Origin of the sequence: Flavobacterium sp. MMLR14_040 (assembly GCF_033657265.1) — a bacterium.
Taxonomy (GTDB): domain Bacteria; phylum Bacteroidota; class Bacteroidia; order Flavobacteriales; family Flavobacteriaceae; genus Flavobacterium.
In genome coordinates this window covers 1-14665 of the sequence record NZ_JAWVWO010000010.1, presented here as the reverse complement: position 1 = coordinate 14665, position 14665 = coordinate 1, and the positions used below count along the sequence as shown (strand labels likewise).

The 14665-nt window shown below is 30.3% G+C and carries 14 protein-coding genes; all 14 read right to left on the bottom strand.

Annotated features, from left to right (window positions below):
* Positions 1–11: 11 nt before the first annotated feature.
* The gene (locus SD960_RS14235; protein WP_318804155.1) at positions 12–1094 is read right to left on the bottom strand and encodes a hypothetical protein; all 1083 of its coding nucleotides are present in this window, start codon (positions 1092–1094) and stop codon (positions 12–14) included.
* Between the two features lie 6 nt (positions 1095–1100).
* Complete coding sequence (locus SD960_RS14230) at positions 1101–2669, bottom strand: AAA family ATPase (protein ID WP_318804152.1); 1569 nt, start codon at positions 2667–2669, stop codon at positions 1101–1103.
* A 213-nt stretch (positions 2670–2882) separates the two neighbouring features.
* Complete coding sequence (locus SD960_RS14225) at positions 2883–3386, bottom strand: hypothetical protein (RefSeq protein ID WP_318804150.1); 504 nt, start codon at positions 3384–3386, stop codon at positions 2883–2885.
* Positions 3387–3392: 6 nt separating this feature from the next.
* Entirely contained in the window at positions 3393–4349 is a 957-nt protein-coding gene (locus SD960_RS14220) for a hypothetical protein (protein ID WP_318804148.1), read from the bottom strand.
* Positions 4333–4857, bottom strand: a complete 525-nt coding sequence (locus tag SD960_RS14215) for a hypothetical protein (RefSeq protein ID WP_318804146.1) — start codon at positions 4855–4857, stop codon at positions 4333–4335. The genes SD960_RS14220 and SD960_RS14215 overlap by 17 nt, the downstream gene beginning before the upstream one ends.
* A complete protein-coding gene (locus SD960_RS14210) occupies positions 4850–6037 on the bottom strand; it encodes a PilN domain-containing protein (protein ID WP_318804144.1) in 1188 nt (395 codons plus the stop codon). The genes SD960_RS14215 and SD960_RS14210 overlap by 8 nt, the downstream gene beginning before the upstream one ends.
* Entirely contained in the window at positions 6037–7941 is a 1905-nt protein-coding gene (locus tag SD960_RS14205) for a type II and III secretion system protein (protein WP_318804141.1), read from the bottom strand. The genes SD960_RS14210 and SD960_RS14205 overlap by 1 nt, the downstream gene beginning before the upstream one ends.
* Positions 7942–7945: 4 nt before the next feature.
* Positions 7946–9349 carry a GspE/PulE family protein gene (locus tag SD960_RS14200; protein ID WP_318804138.1) on the bottom strand — a complete coding sequence of 468 codons (1404 nt, stop codon included), beginning with the start codon at positions 9347–9349 and terminating at the stop codon, positions 7946–7948.
* A gap of 484 nt (positions 9350–9833) precedes the next feature.
* Positions 9834–10268: a type IV pilin protein gene (locus SD960_RS14195; protein WP_073397650.1), complete on the bottom strand. Its 435-nt coding sequence runs from the start codon at positions 10266–10268 to the stop codon at positions 9834–9836.
* A gap of 72 nt (positions 10269–10340) precedes the next feature.
* Entirely contained in the window at positions 10341–11468 is a 1128-nt protein-coding gene (locus SD960_RS14190) for a type II secretion system F family protein (RefSeq protein WP_318804134.1), read from the bottom strand.
* Positions 11468–11968, bottom strand: coding sequence for a hypothetical protein (locus SD960_RS14185; protein ID WP_318804132.1), 501 nt, complete (start codon positions 11966–11968; stop codon positions 11468–11470). The genes SD960_RS14190 and SD960_RS14185 overlap by 1 nt, the downstream gene beginning before the upstream one ends.
* Complete coding sequence (locus tag SD960_RS14180) at positions 11949–12293, bottom strand: hypothetical protein (RefSeq protein ID WP_318804130.1); 345 nt, start codon at positions 12291–12293, stop codon at positions 11949–11951. The genes SD960_RS14185 and SD960_RS14180 overlap by 20 nt, the downstream gene beginning before the upstream one ends.
* Positions 12268–13479: a hypothetical protein gene (locus SD960_RS14175; RefSeq protein WP_318804128.1), complete on the bottom strand. Its 1212-nt coding sequence runs from the start codon at positions 13477–13479 to the stop codon at positions 12268–12270. Before SD960_RS14175 ends, SD960_RS14180 begins: the two co-directional genes overlap by 26 nt.
* A gap of 3 nt (positions 13480–13482) precedes the next feature.
* On the bottom strand, positions 13483–14301 hold the full coding sequence (locus tag SD960_RS14170; protein ID WP_318804126.1) for a hypothetical protein: 819 nt from the start codon (positions 14299–14301) through the stop codon (positions 13483–13485).
* Positions 14302–14665 lie beyond the last annotated feature (364 nt).

Here is a 14665-nt window from a genome sequence, read left to right as displayed (position 1 = left end):
TCTATCTTGGTTTAGATTACTCTAATTTTCGGTGTTCCATAAATGTATGAGCTTAATTTTTTGCCAATTTCAGACCAATTTTGTGAAACATTATCATTATTAACAAACTTAAAAATTTCTTCCTTTTCAAAATTAAGAAAATCAACTACTATTTTATCACCATACCCTTTAAAACATCCATAATCGCCATTTCCAAAATCTTCGGTCATAGGATTTATTCCTAGTAATAAATTAAACCAATAATTTTTGAAACTATCATCACTATAATCTTCTATTTTTTTTAAGCCTTTTTTTAAATCAACGTGAAAAAAAGAACTAGGATCAATTTTTTCAAATGATTCAATTCTTTTAAGTATTCCTGTCTTATTTATATCTTTTTTTTCATAATGCTCTAAATAAAAAATTCTGGGTAATAAATTTTCAATTTCTAATACATCAACAATATGGTAATTACATTTGAAATTGGAATTGTAATTTGAAAGGTGATAATTTTTTACTTTTTTTGCAGTATCACCAATTGATTTATGTGGAGTTCTTTTATCACTATCTAGAAGACAAAAACAAAATTCCTCACCTGCAGAAAAAATTGTTTTATATTCATTTACTGTTGTACTCCCCCCGCCTGTCTGAGATTTATAGCTCAAAACGAAGGCGTTTTTGTTACTACTTATCTTGTAGTATTCAGCCATTAATGCGTACACTAGAATGTCGTTTCCATTTTCTCCAAGTAGAATAGTTTTTTGAAAATTTACCGTATCAATAAATTTCTCAATATTTATATTGTTAAACTCTTTTTTATTTGTAATGACTGAATAAACTGTTTCTTGTTCTGTACTAGGTATTATTCTTGTTATTTTATCGAATAAATCAAGTATTTCCAACGAAGCTTTGTTATGTGAAAAATAATGTTTTAATACAATTTCTGAATGTGAATCTAAAACTTTTGAATCTAAAATTTTTTTAATATTAATTGGAGAAATTATAATGACATGTTTTCCTTCTGTATATGATACCATTAATTTTTGAAAAAAAACTTTAAAATTCAATTCATTTCCTATACTATTTACCAAGGAATCATCAATAAATAAAACCATAATACGTTAAATTATTGGAGGTTGAAAAAATCCTAATGGCCAATTCCTTAAATTCCCTTCAATATCAAAATATGAATTTTTTATTTCTGTTGGGCTGATTTCATTTTTTTTGTCAAAAATTACAATATTAATGTCTTCATTAGAAATTTCATTGTTCAAAATGTTATCTCCGAATCTATTAATAATAACATCGCTGTGTGTTTCAATAATAAGTTTTAAAGAAATATTGTTTTTTTTAGATGATGTAATGATTTTAGATATGGCGTCGGCGAATTTTGCTTGAAAGTCAGGATGTAAATGAAGTTCAGGCTGTTCAATTACTATTATTTTTTCTATATCATCACTATATAGAAAACTGTTTCTTTTAGCTCTTTTTTTTGTGGAAGAATGCCATATTTGAGTTAGAATTGGAAGAATTTGTGAATATCCAAATCCCATATCTGATAGATTAATTTCATATTTATCTTCATGTTCAATTTTGATAGAATAATGTCCTTCAATTTTAGAGATTTTAGTTTTAAATCCAAAATTTTCATAAGTCCAAGATTGGAAGTTTACCAATTGTGAATCACTTAAGCTTCCTAAAAAAACCGGGAGGTTCTTCCCGTTTTGATCCACTTCATCAACCGCTAAATGTTGAATTCGATAATATCTTTCTGCTGTAGCTCTAAGTGGAGCTATATAGTTAATATTCAGAAATAAACTTTTAAGATAGGTGTTAGTTATGTCAGAGTAATAAGTGAAAAAGTCATATAAAAAAAAATAGTTCTTAAGTTCCTTAAATTCCTTTGAGTCAGAACTCCATGTTTGGGAACGCTTTTTCCAAGAAGATGGACTTGTAATTGACTTAATTTCTTTCAACATTATTTCATCATCATCAGAAAACCCAATTTTTCTAATTATATCAATTTTAGCTTCATTTTCAGTACCGCCATGTACATATTTTGATATGATTTTAACAAGTTCTCGTCTTACCAAATGACTAAACTGTTCGAAATTTTTTTTCTCTGAAATTTTTTTCTCTTGATAGATATCAACACTAAATTCTCCATCATCAAGAAATACTAAATTATCTTCTACTCCGAATATTTTTTTATTGTTAAGGCTTATTTCTGTTATCTTCTTATTTTCTTGATCAAATATTATATTGATTTTGTTTTCTAGTACTTCAAATTTAATATTAACAATTTGAATAAGTTGCTTTTTGTTTTCGTAAAATCTTAAGCTATATCTAAATTCAAATTCTTTTTCTAGTCGTTTCGATCTTGAATATCTAAATTGTTGTCTTAAAGTGCTTAACGAATTTGTGTTAATAGTAAAACCCAATTCATAAAGCATTTCATTATCTTTGGAAAAATGAGGCTTGATGTCATTATATGATCCAAAATCGACATAATCTCCAAATAAAAGTATAGGCGATACTGTTTTTTCTTGTGTACTTTGTTTTAACATTGGAAAGGTTCTTAAAAAAGAACTTTTACCTGAACTGTTTTTTCCAATCAAAACGGTAATAGGTTTAATTTCAATGTCTCCAGTGTCTTTTAGACTTCTAAAGTTTTGAATCCTTAATTTCATAAATTAATATTTTTCCTAAATATACATATTTATTAAGCTAAAAATATGGTTTGATAAGGAGATTAATAGTGACTTCAAAAATAAAAAGATAATCTATCCTGATAGAACAGGAAATACTTTGTGTCGTGGTTCGGCTCAAAAGATTGAAAGGTATAGCGGGAAAATTGTTGTTTGAAAACAAAAATTCTGCTCCTGAAATAAAAAGAAAAGTACTTAAATTTTAAAACGCTTAATTACTTTTCTTTCTTTATTGAAATCTAATTCTAAAGAATCGCTGGATATTTTTTTTACGATAATTCCATCTGCAAGCGCATCTTTTCTTAAACGAAACATTTTTTGGTTGATTTTAATGATGACCAATTCTCCTCGTGAATCTTTTATATAACCATGATACGAAATTGCCGGCCACACTGTTAGTTGGCGAGGCTGAATTGCGGGTTTTGCTCTTTTTGGCGTAGCAGAAGCATTATTTGTATATTGTCTTTTAGGATAGGAGACTGCTTCCTGCGTTTGTTTGTTTAGAAAAGGATCTCTCGATACTTTTTCTAATGCAAAAGTATCCTTGTTGATTTGATTGAATTGTATTTTTTCTGAATATGCGGTATTGGCAGCTATTTCTTTAGTAAAGAAATATTGACTGATCGTTTTATAAAATACAGATCCCCATAGTCCTAAAACTACAATTATTAAAACAATATTGATTTTCTTTTTAACCATTTTTTCTTAGATTACTGTCACCTTAAACGGACTACTATAAGCACTGATATTACCTGCAGAATCACTAGTTTTAATTCTCCAGTAATAATCTCCAATAGCCGTAAATGTATATTGATAGGATGTACTTGAATTGTTTGTAGTAAAAAGCAGGGTGGTAAAAGTATTGGTGGTCGAAAATTCTATAGTATACAACAATGGCGATTGCACTGTTCCAGTGTCGGTTGGAGAAATCCAAGTGAAAGCAGTTGATACGTTATTTGTAATGGTAGCATTAGTTGCCGGGAGACTATTTTGCGGTACATTTGGAACAACGGTATCTATCATAAAATTTCTTGTAGATACTTGTGTGGTTTGGCTCGTACTGTTTATTCCTCTTATTTTCCATTGATAAACAGCGTCCTGCTCTAAATCTGTGCTGCTTAGCGCGACACTTGTTTCGGATATACTTTCTGCGGTATAAACAGATTCACCGGTTGTAGTATTTACTACTTCTACATTATAACTCGTTGCTGCAGCCAGTTTTTGCCATTTAAGCGTAACACTTGTTGTATTTTTGTAAATGTTATTGTCTGGACTGGATAATATAACTTGCTGATTGGCTAGATTTTCAGTAGTTATTATAGAGAAAGTTGAAGTTTCTGAATATTCAGATTCATAAGCAAAATTTTCGCCTCTTACTTTCCATAAGTAAGATCCCGGCTCTAATGGACAAATGAAACTTGTTTGGCTAACTAATGAGTCAAACACTACTGTTTCTTCTAAGTCTAATACTTGTAAGCGATATTTTTTTGCTCCATCAAGTTCGTTCCATTTAAAGGTGACTACATTACTTTCAATTGTTGCATCATCTTTTGGGGATGTTGTTTCTATGATATCATTTGAAATATCTTCTTCAAAAACATCATCACAAGATATAATCGATAGGGCTAAAAGTGCGAATATAATTTTATTTATTGTTTTCATAATTTTGAAAAATCATTTTTAAATGTAAAACTTCAGAGGTATTGTTTTTTTTGGTGGTATAGAAATTCATGCTGACAATTCTCGAATAATCAAACTTTTTTTCAAAACCATATCCTAAGGCTAATAATTGATTGCAGTTTCCGGTTACATCAAGCTGATTACTAATTATTCGGTAATTTTCATCAGAAAAAACATGAGAAGATTGCAAATCGTTAATAGAAATTTTAGGATCTTTGGTAGAGGCAAAACTTATTATTCCTTGCTGTACCATTTCTTTTGTAATACCTTCTTTGCCAATAACACGGTCCAGATAATTAATTTCTTTTGTTAGTTTCTCTGTATTATTTGCTTTTTTATTGATGTCGTTTGTTTTCTCAGCTAATGTTTTATATTCATGTATTACCTGAAATAAGTTGTGAAAAGATCTTTTATATGCTGTTATTAAAAGCATAACAAAAACCAGGAGCAAAACCATGAATTTCTTTTTATAGGAATAGTTTTCAAACATCTTTTATCGTGATTTTTATTTCAAACTGCGACTTATTTTTCTTGTCTTTTTTGAAACTTATAATTTCAAAATTTTTAAGCCAGTCCATTTTTTTTATTTTTTCCATCCAATTATTAAATGAAGATTCGTTGAAAGTTTCTCCTTTTATAATGATTGTTTTCGCATCAAAACTTATTTTTTTAGTGGCTTTAATTTCTTTGGTTACCGGAATGATATTCAAATTAGTTAAAGAAATATCTTGCGGAATTCCCTTAATTATCTCATAACTGTAAAAAGAAAGAAATTTTGCCGACAGAAATCCGGACTCTTGTAAAAGTTGTTGTTTGTTTTCTTTTTGTTTTTCAAGGTCTAGTATTAATTGGTATGATTGATTAGAATATACACTCTGGAGATTTAATTCAGCATTTTTTGCCCCATAATATTGTATAAGGAAATAGCTTGTCAATAAACTAATTAAAAAACCAACGAGCATTGTAATTCCTAAAACATTAAAGGCTTTTTTATATACAATCTCTTCTGTATTTAAGGTTTCATTTTTTGTTTTTGAAACTTCTTTTGGCTGAATAAAAAAATGAACAATAATTCCATAAAGAGGTAAGAAATTGCTGGAAATGGTATCTTTACCAATACTATAATCTTCTGTTTTTACAGGGTCAGTTTGTTTAGTGAAGCCAGCTAGTCTTCCATTTTCAAGTTGTAAAATGATATCGTTTGACGTAATAAAGTCTTTTTTTATTGCATTGTGCAATAAGCCTGATAAAAAAGAACCTACATAAATATCGGCAACCTGAAAACCTTTTTTTAGAAATTTTTCAGTAATTTCCTGTACGATGTTTTTTCTGCAGAAACTAATAAAATTACTGTTTGAACCCATCAGGCTGGTATAATAAATCGATTCAAAATCTATGTTTTTATACCAGGTTACATCACTCTCGTTATTGAAATTTATTTCTTTATTCAAAATTCCTTTTCCATCAATAGCTAAAAGGACAGGAATTTTAAGGTCAATATTTTGGGCAATTTTTTCGAAAGAATCAAACGAAACCGCATTTACAATATCAATTTTACTTCCTTTTTTCTTAACCGTCAGAACATGATAACTCTCCTCATTATCTTTCTTAATGATTCCAATTACGTGTAAATTGTTTAGTTTTATTATTTTAGATAAAAATGTAATCATTAATATACCACTGTTGGTTTAATAAAAATGTGCAATTTTGAGTTGGTTTTTCCTTTTTTTCTACTGCTAAAAAACCATTTTATAATAGGTATTCTTGATAATAGAGGAGTTCCTGAACCGCTGTCTTCTTTTTTTAATTCATCTAAACCGCCTAATAATATCATTTCACCATTCTTAACACGAACAAGGGATTCAAATTTTTGGGTTGCTTTTCCCGGAGGAGCATTTTCGCCGGCTCTTGCCAGGAAAGAACTTTTTTCAACTACTATGGTAAGTGTTACATTTTCATCAATAGAAACAAACGGTTTTATAGAAAGGCTTAAGTTAGCATCTGTAGATTTCCATGTTCCTGAATTTAAGATGTCGTTTCCAATATTACTATTAATCAAACGGTTGCTTTGTTCAAAATAGTAGCTTGTTTCTCCAATAGATAATTTTGCTTCGTGACCGCTGATAGTTGCGATTTTTGGCGTTGATTCTACTTTAACGATAGAATTATTTTCTAATAATTTTAAATTAAGATAAAAAGCTTCAGTAACTTTTCCCAGTTTGAAAATTCCAAAACCATTAAAGGCATCGATTAAACTGTTTACAGAGGTTGAGTTTACAGTAACATCTGTTGTTGGAAACAATGTTCCGCCAGTAACCTGTTTGTTGATTTTATCAAGACCGGCTTTCATTCCCGTTTGTACATCGTGCGATTTATTGTATTGTACAATGATTACTTCAATCTGAACCATTGGTACTACTTTATCAATTTGCTTGATATATAGTTTTAATTCTTCCAATATCGATTTAGATCCGGAGGCTACTAATCCGTTTAGTTCTACAAATTCCTTAATTTCCAGTTTCTCTGTAAAGACTTTAGGCAGTGAGGCCAAAACAAGTTCAATTGATCTGTTTTCTAATTGAAGGATTTCTGTAGCACGCAATCCTTCTGCTCCTTCATCTCCAATTAAATAGAGATTACCTTGTCTTTTAAATGTATATTTTTTTCCTTTAAAAATGTGAAATAATAATTCATCAAAAGTAATATTTTCTGCAGAAAGGGTTGTTTTTTCGTTTTCAGGTTTATTGTATAAAAAATAATTAACGTGTAATTTTTCGGCTGCTTCTGTCAATAAATCAGAGGCATCGGCGATATATGCTTTTACATTTAAAAGACCATTTTTATTTAAAATAACTTCATAAAATCCCGGTACTCCACTACTGGCTTTTGGCTGTTTTGATTTTTGAGAACTACTGTTTAATGAAACGGTTCCATCTTTATTTTTTTCGATATAGTAAAAACCATTTTCATCTTTTGTTGCAATCAGGTCATTTGATTTTGACATCATTTCTATTACCTGATCAAACGGACGATTTAAAATATAAGCTGATACACGGATATTTTTAACTTCAGTCGCCAAAATTAAGTTTTTACCCGATTTGTCAATAATTGCTTTTGCAACTGCTGATAAAGTATCATTTTCTAATCTTAGGGATAAAAAATCATTTTGCGAATTATAGCTCACGTCAATAACCTTTGGGAGCTTTTTCTCGACGACTTTTACCGCCTTTCTTTTCTTGAATAGAATAATATTGTTCATGAAAGTAACTTCAAGATCATATTTTTGTACAAGATGAATAAATACATCCTTGACTGTAACATCAAAAAAGTTGTTTGATACAGGCTGATTCAATTCGGTATCGACATCAATATTCAACTGATGTTCCTCGGCAATTGAAGAAATAAAATCATGAAGTGTTAAGCCTGAAACATCTATTTTAATAGTTTCGTTAAGTCCTTTTTTTTGTGCCGAAAGGGCATCAAACTGTTTGCTTAATTCGTTTATATCTTGTTGTGCAACAATACTATTGGTAAAAAATAGTACAATAATTACGTAACCTAATTTTTTAAACATTTATTTATAAGTTAATTAAAATAGAATATATTTCTTCTAAGGCCGTTTCTCCTTCGGCCAAAATATCAAAAGCTTTTTCTGATAGTGATTTATAATTTTCATCGTTACTGAATAATTTAGTAACGGTATTGTTTTTTATGGCTTCTGCAATTATGGAGTCTATTGTAAGGACTTCATAAATTGCGGTTCTTCCCTTATATCCTGTATGAAAACACTGGTTGCAGCCAACAGGTTTGTAATACGATGTTATTTCGTATGGCAATTTATAATTCATAGGAAAATCCTTCCCGATAAAAGGCGTTTCTTTTTTGCAATTCGGACATAGTTTTCGAATTAATCGCTGCGCTACAGAAAGGTTTAGGGTTTCTGCAATTAGATACGAAGGCACGCCCATATCAATCAATCTCGAAATTGTTCCTATTGCTGAGTTGGTGTGAATGGTAGATAATACCAGGTGACCTGTTAATGAAGCTCTGATGGCCATTAACGCAGTTTCAGAATCTCTAATTTCCCCTAACATTATAACATCGGGATCTTGTCTTAAAAATGATTTTAAGGCAGATGAAAAAGTTAGTCCAATATCTTCTTTTAATTGTACCTGATTAATTCCCTTTAGAGTATATTCTATAGGATCTTCAACAGTAACTATATTTCTACGGCTATCATTAAGTAATCTTAAGGTTGCGTAAAGTGTAGTTGTCTTTCCCGAACCTGTAGGACCGCTTATTAAAATAATTCCGTTTGGTTTCTTTACAGCTTCAAGATAATGTTCTAATTCTTCTTTTTGAAGCCCAAGTGTGCTCAGATCGATATTAGATGCATCCTGTCCTAATAAACGCATTACTATTTTTTCACCAAATAAGGTTGGTAAAATAGAAACCCTTATATCAAACGAATCATTAGTTATCCTTCCGTCTTGTGGTAAACGTTTTTCGGTAATATTAAGTTTTGCTTTAATCTTGATTTTGTTTACTAATTCAAGATAATTTTCGCGTTCAACTTTATAACGTTCAATAAGTTGTCCGTCAATCCTAAACCTGATTCGGGCAGAATTTTCATAAACTTCAAAATGAATATCACTACATTTTAATGATTTTGCTTCTTCCAGTAAATTTTCAAGAAAATCACCTCTGTCAAAATTTAATGATTTATTAGAATTTGTCAATCGTTCTTTACGGTAATAAATAGAAAGTGCTTTTTCTATTTCATAAGAATCAATTGGACTAAATATAATGTTTTTGCCTAAAAAAAGTTCCAGTTCTTCTTTTGCATCAGCATTATTATAAGAATCATCAACATATAATTCTAAAGTGTTTTCTGAAACTGATTTCGGTAATATTCGATATTGGTTTGCGAGATCGCTTGACACAATATGCTGGTTTTCTGAAAGAATGGTGATTTCCTGCATAATTTATATCAAAGTAAATTTTTGATAAAAAGACAGATAATCTTTTATCAGAATAATAAATAAAAATAATGCCGAAAATCCGGCTAAAGGGACTGTATTTTCATGAATAATTTTCTTGAATATAATTTGTAAAGCAAGAGCAAAAACCATAGAAAGTATAAAAAACAAAATAAAATTCGGCAATAAAAACAGCGGAGTGACTGCTATATAAAAAAGTAAATCACCCAGCCCAAAATAATGTTGAAATGGATTTAGGAATTGTCTGTTTTTAATGCTCATATAAATTACGAGTACAACCAGTGTAATAAGAAAAAAGGCCCCGTTTAAGAGAGTGTTTTTAAAAACGGAAGGTTGTAAATGTGTTACATACAATGATAAAAGAAAGATAGCGACTGGCAGCAATACATGAATGCGCCTGTATTTCCAATCCTGAAAAAACACAAACAATAAAGTAAATGATAAAGAAAGTAAAGTTATTTCCAAATTATTCTTTTGTTACTTCGGTTAGCATTTTTTTACTGTCAATTTCCCAAGTATTAAAATTACCATCTCCATCAAGATCTGAGGTTGCGGTAGCTCTGGCAAGAAATGAATCATTTGATGCTTCAAGGATTTCAATTTTATATACGGCCTGTCCGCCTTCGTCTACAGTTTGTTCCTGTTCGAATCCTAATTCTTCCAGACTGCCTGAATATTTAGAATGTCTGTAAAAATGACTTTTTTCTAAACCATAAACCTGATTAAGCATAGCTTGGGCTTCAATAGCTTTTGCTTGTCCAATTACAGAAGTTTGATTAGGTAAAACCATTAACAACAATATTCCAATAATGCATAATACAATTAAAATTTCTGTTAACGAATATGCTTTAATTGTAGCTTTTTTACTATTTTTTAATAATTTTTTTATCTTATTTGACATTTGTATGCATTTATTTATTAAAATATGTTAATATCTTTGGCGGCAAAAATACAAATTGTAACGAAACTATTACTATTTATTTATAATTTTACTTAAATCAAACATTGGGGCGTACATAGACACCATAATTACTCCTACAATTACTCCGATAACGATGATTATCATGGGTTCCAGAATGACTCCAATCATTTTTGTCTGATGACTAATTTCTTCATTATATTGCTCTGTAAGTCGTTCAAACATAGTTTCAAGCTGATTCACTTGCTCTGCAACTTCAACCATGGAAACCATTTTGTTTTCGAAGACGTTGTGTTTTTTTAAACTTTCGTTTAAAGAAGCCCCACGCGTTATATCGTCTTTTATTTCCTGAATCGCTACTTCGATTGGATAGAAACCAATCATTTTTGCCGTAAGGGATAATGAGTTTATTAAAGTCGTTTTTGATGTAATCAATAAATTCATTGCCTGACAAAAACGAGAGATGTAAATTTTTCTAATGAGGTTTCCAAAATAAGGAATTTTCAAAAGCATTTTTGTCGTAAAAGCCCGGTAAAAATCTTTTTCCTTAAGTAAAGTATGCATAATTACAAGACCAATTATGAAAGCAAAAACAACGGCAAAAATGGTCCCGGAATGATTGGATATTTTTATAATAATCTGCGTGCTTTTTGGTAATTCGCTTCCAAATTGTTTAAATACACCACTAAACATCGGAACTACTTTATTCAACATGAAATACAATACCAAAATGGTAACAAGCATTACGATTGTCGGGTAGGTTAAAACAGAAATAATCTGTCTTTTCATTTGAATTTTTCGGTTGAAGTATTTTTGCAGTTCGCCTAAAACTTCTTCCAGTTTTCTGGTTTCTTCACCAATCTGAATGCTGTAATACTCGTAAGCCGAAAATTGATTGGTTTCGCGCATTGATTCGTAAATGCTTCTTCCCGAAATAACTTTATCCTTAATTTGAATTATGATTTCTTTTTCAAACTTATTTGTTGACTGATTGCTAAGAATTTCCAAAGCTTTTTTAAAATCAACACCGGATTTTAACAGCATGCCCAATTCTCTGTAAAAAATTTCTTTTTTCTTATCAGATAGTTTTTTCGAAAATTGAAATGAAGTACCTGCTGATGGTAATTTAAAATCAGTTTTCTCAGCTTTTGGTGCTTTATATGTGCTTAAATCGAGGCTCATTATTTTGGTATTTTTTGTAATAATTCATTAGCATAAACTCTTTTGTAGAAATTTAAAGAGGATTCGTTTTCATTAATTTCTACATTTAATTTTAGTTTTTGAAATAGTAATTGCTCCGATTTATTCCTGACGGTATCGATAACGATTTGCTTTAATTTGATTTTAAAAGTGTCTATAAATGTTTCATGAGTTCTTATTGTAAAATCTTCCTGAAAATTATAGGTTACTTTTTCTCCTGCATATCCTTTAAAAAATAATTCATTATCAATTCTTGTCATTTTTTCCTTTTCGAAAATGTCTTTGTTTATGCTGTAAGTTAGTCGGTTTAAATCGTTAACGAGTTGATTTTGATTTTTAAAATCAAGCATTCGCTCTGTGACGATATTAAAGATGACAAATAAAATGCTCATAATAATTGCTGTAATCGCCATGCCGACGATTGTTTCTATAATAGAAAATGCCGAAACTGAATTTTTCTGATTAAGGGTTATTTTCGACATAAAAACTTTTTTCGAATTTAAACTGCGTGCTATCTTTATATTGTACCGAAATCTTTTTTAAATGATCATTTACAATTTCTTCTTCTATCAAAAGATCTTCGTTTGCACTTTCGTATTGCAGCGAATCATTTTTTAATTGCGACAAAAAGAACAGTTCATTTACTTTATTTTGAGTGCTGTAAAACTTGGCCGATGTTCTGGGTGTAAAAACAGAAGCAAAAATCAAAATAGCAAAATACAGGCAAATCGAGATAATGGTTAACGCGATTACCGACTCCAGAATGGAGTTTGCTTTTACACTATAATACTTTTTTAAGAATACCATAGGCTGATTTTTGATTGTTAAACAAAGGAATTGAAATAAAATAAGCGGGTCGTTTGCTGGCATTTATTTCGACATCGCTAATGGTATTGTCGTAAGTTGAAGCCATTGTTTTTACAAAAAAACGATTGGTGTAAACAGAACCATAAACATTGCTTCTTAAAGCCAATTTTCCGGTACAATAAATGTCTCCAAAGATTAAACCTTCTTCGGCAATCTCTATGCTGCTTTTATCAAAGTCGTCTGGCGAATTACCAAAAAGCACTACAGCGCCACTTATTATACTTTCTTTTTTTATTATGATTTTGCTTTCTTCTTCATTTTTATTGTAAACACATAGTACGGAAGGATAATTTAAAGTCACTTTTTCCTCAAGTTCAATGCCTTTTGTAGCAAATGCCTGAACGGTTCCTTTAAATCCGGCTTCGAAAGTTATTTTTGGGGCAATCAAAATTACATCTTCCAGAACGGTACTTTTTTTAATCCGGATAGAATCTTGTGATTTAAGAATAAAATTGCCTTTAAAAATGATATTCGAAAGTGAGGAGTTTATGTAAATTTCTTTGGTTTCGTTAAAAAAGGAATTGTAGTAAAGGGAATCTTTTGGTTTTTCTACGTCTTTCAATGCTGTTTTTAAACCTTCTGTTTCCTCAAATATTTTTTCAAAATCAGGATTTATTTCAGGTAATCTAATATCCGAAACTGTGATTTTTCCGTTATTGGTAAACTTGTTTGCGCTGTTGTTAATGTAGGCAGCATCAATAAAATCTGAAGGCAATTCGCTGTTTCCTGTTAAAGTAACCGTTCCCGAATAACTAAGCGATTTGGAGATATTGGTTAAATAAATAGCGGTTTTGTTAGTAACATAATTTCCAACAAAATGAGCTGAGGTTACAGTATCATTTCCTACGGATGATTCTGCCAGTAAAAGTGTCAGTAAACCATAAGATTTGGTTTTGTATCTTCCTTCAATTCCTGAGTTTTCATCTTTTTCGATTTCCTGCGGAAGAATTTTATTTCCCAAAGCAAAATTGACAACCGACTGGTTTTGAATGTATAACTCTTCCTGTAAATTGTAATATAAGTTAAGCTGATTGTACAAATTAGCAAAATACAACAATGCGCCGCAAATAATGGATACGATTAAGCAGATGTAAATGGCATATAATAAACTATGAGCTTTAACCATAGTTTATTGCTTTTTTGTAAATATGTTTTTAAAGAAAGATTTTGTTTTAGAATCTTTTTTGGGAGCTTTATCGGCTGCTTTTTTCTTTTCTTGTTCGGCTGCTTTCTCTTTTGCTGTTTTTTCTTTTTCGGCTGCTTTTTCTTTTGCTATTCTTTCTTTTTCAGCTTTTTCTTTTTCTTTGGTTGCTTCTTTGTATGAAGTTAACGTATTAGCATCCTGAGTGATTTCAAGTTGTTGTGCTTCTTTTTGAGATTTTTCAATTTTAGCCTGTTCTTCTTTCAGTTTGTATTCCTGAGATTTAGACAGTTTTTGTTTCTTGATTACAAGCGTTCCTTTTTTGTAAACAAGTGTATCTTTCTTTTCGAAATTTACCCATTTACCCGTTTTTAAGTCTTTGCTGTATTTTCCGGTTTCGGCAAGAGCGCCATTTTGGTCGTAGCGTAAATAATCACCGCATTTTAAACCTTTTTTCCAATTTTGAACAGATTCAATAGTTCCGTTTTGATGCCAGGTTTTCCAGGTTCCTACTTTTAGGCCTTCTTTAAACTGACCTTGTTCGGCCAATTGATTGCTGTGATACATTTTTACAAATTTATCATCAAGCAAAGTTCCGGCAATACCGGATTCGGCACTATGAATTGCGCCGCCTTTAAACCAAAAGTACATTTTATGGTCTTTTACCTTTACCTTTTTATCGGTAGTATAAAATTCATATCTGAAGTTGGCATCAGAAATGCGTTTGATGGCATACGGATCTGAAAAAGAAACCAAAAAAAGACTAAAAAAAAGCAGTAAAAAACCGGATAATACTTTTGTTTTCAATGTGGTATTTTTTTTAATAAAACTGGGGCAAGATAAACTTTTAAAATTCTTTTACAAATAAATTCTGTAGGTTTTTTAATGATAAAGAAATGTTACTAAATCACATTTTGAATTTCCTCATTTCCCTCATTAAATTAAACCCAAAATACCATTAATTTTCTATCTTTGAAATGCTGAAAATTGCCTTTTGGTGCATTTTTTAGGATATTTATTATGGAATGAGTTCCTATATTTACTGGCTTTAAAGATGTTTAGATTACTATCCTTTTGGAATGCTGGTGCCGAATCGTCATAAAGATGCCAAAGAGTATCGTTATGGGTTTAACGGGAAAGGAAATGACAATGAAATTATGGGTGAAGGGAA

Excerpts from the sequence above, each read along its gene's own strand:
- SD960_RS14235 (WP_318804155.1), bottom strand. The coding sequence starts at position 1,094 with ATGGTTTTATTTATTGATGATTCCTTGGTAAATAGTATAGGAAATGAA.
- SD960_RS14230 (WP_318804152.1), bottom strand. The coding sequence starts at position 2,669 with ATGAAATTAAGGATTCAAAACTTTAGAAGTCTAAAAGACACTGGAGAC.
- SD960_RS14225 (WP_318804150.1), bottom strand. The coding sequence starts at position 3,386 with ATGGTTAAAAAGAAAATCAATATTGTTTTAATAATTGTAGTTTTAGGA.
- SD960_RS14220 (WP_318804148.1), bottom strand. The coding sequence starts at position 4,349 with ATGAAAACAATAAATAAAATTATATTCGCACTTTTAGCCCTATCGATT.
- SD960_RS14215 (WP_318804146.1), bottom strand. The coding sequence starts at position 4,857 with ATGTTTGAAAACTATTCCTATAAAAAGAAATTCATGGTTTTGCTCCTG.
- SD960_RS14210 (WP_318804144.1), bottom strand. The coding sequence starts at position 6,037 with ATGATTACATTTTTATCTAAAATAATAAAACTAAACAATTTACACGTA.
- SD960_RS14205 (WP_318804141.1), bottom strand. The coding sequence starts at position 7,941 with ATGTTTAAAAAATTAGGTTACGTAATTATTGTACTATTTTTTACCAAT.
- SD960_RS14200 (WP_318804138.1), bottom strand. The coding sequence starts at position 9,349 with ATGCAGGAAATCACCATTCTTTCAGAAAACCAGCATATTGTGTCAAGC.
- SD960_RS14195 (WP_073397650.1), bottom strand. The coding sequence starts at position 10,268 with ATGTCAAATAAGATAAAAAAATTATTAAAAAATAGTAAAAAAGCTACA.
- SD960_RS14190 (WP_318804134.1), bottom strand. The coding sequence starts at position 11,468 with ATGAGCCTCGATTTAAGCACATATAAAGCACCAAAAGCTGAGAAAACT.
- SD960_RS14185 (WP_318804132.1), bottom strand. The coding sequence starts at position 11,968 with ATGTCGAAAATAACCCTTAATCAGAAAAATTCAGTTTCGGCATTTTCT.
- SD960_RS14180 (WP_318804130.1), bottom strand. The coding sequence starts at position 12,293 with ATGGTATTCTTAAAAAAGTATTATAGTGTAAAAGCAAACTCCATTCTG.
- SD960_RS14175 (WP_318804128.1), bottom strand. The coding sequence starts at position 13,479 with ATGGTTAAAGCTCATAGTTTATTATATGCCATTTACATCTGCTTAATC.